Below are 1197 nucleotides of genomic sequence, written 5' to 3'. Positions count from 1 at the left end.
CGCTTCGGCCCCGGCCGCCGCGACGGACGTCGAGGCGCCCAAGGCCCCCATGACCCGGGTCGAGGCCCGCCGGGCGCAGCGCGCCGCCAAGGACAGCCCCGGCCTGATCGCCAGCCGCGCACTGGGCGAAGTGTTCATCACCCTCGGCGTGCTGATGCTGCTGTTCGTCACCTATCAGCTGTGGTGGACCAACGTGATGGCCGACGAGGAGGCGGGCGGCGCCGCCAACAACCTTCAGCACCAGTGGGAGCAGGGCGGCGGCGAGAAGAAGAACCTCGCGGACGGCGAGCGCTTCGGCATCATGTACATCCCCAAGCTCGACGTGAAGGCCCCGATCGCCCAGGGCATCGACAAGCACTCCGTTCTCGACCACGGCATGATCGGCCACTACGACGCCGCCAGCGGTATCAAGACCGCGATGCCCTGGGACAAGGCCGGCAACTTCGCCGTCGCCGCCCACCGCAACACCCATGGCGAGCCGTTCCGTTACATCAACCGCCTCACCAAGGGCGACAAGATCGTCGTCGAGACGCAGAGCGCCTACTACACCTACGAGATGGAGAGCGTCCTCCCGCAGACCTCTCCCAGCAACACCAGCGTGATCGGCCCGGTCCCGCCCGGCTCGGGATTCACCGGCCCGGGGCGGTACCTCACCCTGACCACATGCACCCCGGAGTTCACCAGTACCTATCGATTGATCGTCTGGGGCAAGATGGTGGACGAGCGGCCACGGAGCAAGGGCAAACCGGAAGCGCTCGCCGGCTGAGCGGACAACTGAAGGGGAGCTAACCGGTGACTGCCAGCGGAATCGACGAGGACCGCGACGGGTCCGCGACGTCACCGGAGCCACGCCGGGGGTGGCGCACCTTCGCCTCCGTCGTCAGCGTCATCGGTGAACTCCTCATCACGGCCGGGCTGATCCTGGGCCTGTTCGTCGTCTACTCGCTGTGGTGGACCAACGTCCTCGCCGACCGCGAATCCCACAAGCAGAGCGACCAGGTCCGCAAGCACTGGGCCGCCGCGCCACCGGGCCCCAAGGGGCCGGGAGCGCTGGACACCAAGGACGGCATCGGCTTCCTCCACGTACCGGCGATGGACAACGGCGAGGTGCTGGTCAAGAAGGGCACCGACAACGACATCCTCAACGAAGGAGTCGCCGGCTACTACACCAAGCCCGTCAAGTCCGCCCTCCCGCAG

The 1197-nt window shown here is 67.6% G+C and carries 1 protein-coding gene and 1 pseudogene; both read left to right on the top strand.

Annotation, left to right across the window (positions count from 1 at the left end; all coding sequences use genetic code 11):
- The coding region (locus AB0I03_RS26865) for a class E sortase (protein ID WP_360417426.1) at positions 1 to 766 on the top strand (766 nt) is incomplete at its 5' end.
- Between the two features lie 26 nt (positions 767 to 792).
- Positions 793 to 1197 (top strand): annotated as a pseudogene (locus AB0I03_RS26860) (class E sortase); the annotation flags it as partial.

Origin of the sequence: Glycomyces sp. NPDC021274 (genome assembly GCF_040641195.1) — a bacterium.
In the GTDB taxonomy this organism is placed as follows: Bacteria; Actinomycetota; Actinomycetes; order Mycobacteriales; family Micromonosporaceae; genus Glycomyces.
The sequence above is the reverse complement of the archived record's forward strand: the minus strand, read 5'-3'. Positions and strand labels throughout refer to the sequence as shown.